Source organism: Blautia intestinalis, from assembly GCF_014297355.1.
Classification (GTDB): domain Bacteria; phylum Bacillota; class Clostridia; order Lachnospirales; family Lachnospiraceae; genus Blautia_A; species Blautia_A intestinalis.
This window is the reverse complement of sequence record NZ_JACOQE010000029.1, coordinates 1-1,456: the sequence shown is the minus strand read 5'-3', so window position 1 is coordinate 1,456 and position 1,456 is coordinate 1. Positions and strand designations below refer to the sequence as shown.

Below are 1,456 nucleotides of genomic sequence, written 5' to 3'. Positions count from 1 at the left end.
ATATTATTTACTTTAGAATATCCCATTCGTTGCAACAACCCTGTTGCCTGACGACTTCGGGCTCCGGAATAACAGTATACAAACAGTGGAATTTCTGTATTTTTCGCTACTGAAACAACATTGTTAAGTTGTTGTAACGGTACATTTTTACTTTCTGGTATATGCCCTTCCTGATATTCCTGCGGAGTACGTACATCCAGCAGAACTGCACCAGCAGTCCTTTTATATTCCTCTATCCCTTGATTAATATTCGCCTGTTTAAGGAAATCAAAAAATCCCATTAGCGCACCTCCTTAAAGCATTTCTAAAATTGCATTCTTAGGTCTCGCACCTGAAACCTGTTGTACAATCTTCCCATTCTTCATAACCACCAAAGTTGGGATACTCATAATACTAAATTCACTTGCCAGTTCAGGCTGCTCATCCACATTGATTTTACCAACTCTGATATCAGGGCGTTCACCTGCAATCTCCTCTATGATAGGAACCACCATACGACAAGGAGCACACCAAGGCGCCCAAAAATCCAAAAGGACAGGTTTATCAGAATTCATTACTTCATTCTGGAAATTATTTTTATTGATATTAATTGCAGTCATTTTATAATCCTCCCTATCATTTCTTTGTGGCTTTATTATAATCTGAATTTTATTTCTTTTCTGTGATGACATCACCATACCACATTGCCTTAACTTCTTGCCATACCATCTACACTTAGTATAACACCTGTAATATAACTCGCTTCATCTGAAGCAAGAAACACAAATGCATTGGCAATATCTTCTGGCTGTCCAAGACGACGCAATGGAATTCTTTCAATCATAGGTTCGATAACTTCCTTTGGCACGGCCTTCATCATATCAGTTTCTGTAATCCCAGGTGCAACTGCATTAACACGAATACCTTTAGGTCCTAGTTCTCTTGCTAATGATACAGTCAATCCGTTTACTGCAAACTTGGATGCAGGATAAGCAAACCCACTTGGCTGTCCAGAAATACTCACCATGGAAGAAGTTGAGAGAATGACCCCCTTGCCTCTTGCCACCATACATTCTGCAGCTACACGAGTAGTATTAAATACTCCTTTTACATTTAGATCCATGACTTTATCAAAAGTCTCCTCTGTATAATCCATAAATGAGGTGTTTTCTGAAATTCCTGCATTATTTACCAGTATATCGACACATCCATATTTTTCAATTGCCTCTTTAAAAGCCTTTCTGACAGACTCCATGCTTGCAAGATTTGGACTAATTCCAGCAACTATTGCATTGGGATATTTTTCTTTTAATTTATCTACAGCAGTATCTGCCGATTCCTGTGAACTTGCCGCCAATACAACTGTAGCGCCTTCCTTCAAGAATTTATCAGCTGTAGCAAATCCTATGCCACGGCTTCCACCCGTGATGATTGCAACTTTATCTTTTAATCTCATTTAGACTACCTCCTTACTTAG

The 1,456-nt window shown here is 38.9% G+C and carries 3 protein-coding genes; all 3 read right to left on the bottom strand.

Going from position 1 to position 1,456, the window contains the following annotated elements; genetic code table 11:
* Positions 1 to 281 (bottom strand): rhodanese-like domain-containing protein (locus H8Z79_RS16585; protein ID WP_187002970.1); only part of this gene is annotated, 281 nt, incomplete at its 3' end.
* A gap of 12 nt (positions 282 to 293) precedes the next feature.
* Positions 294 to 599: a thioredoxin gene (gene trxA, locus H8Z79_RS16580; RefSeq protein WP_118049837.1), complete on the bottom strand. Its 306-nt coding sequence runs from the start codon at positions 597 to 599 to the stop codon at positions 294 to 296.
* A gap of 89 nt (positions 600 to 688) precedes the next feature.
* On the bottom strand, positions 689 to 1,435 hold the full coding sequence (locus H8Z79_RS16575; RefSeq protein WP_129256982.1) for an SDR family NAD(P)-dependent oxidoreductase: 747 nt from the start codon (positions 1,433 to 1,435) through the stop codon (positions 689 to 691).
* Between the last annotated feature and the right edge of the window lie 21 nt (positions 1,436 to 1,456).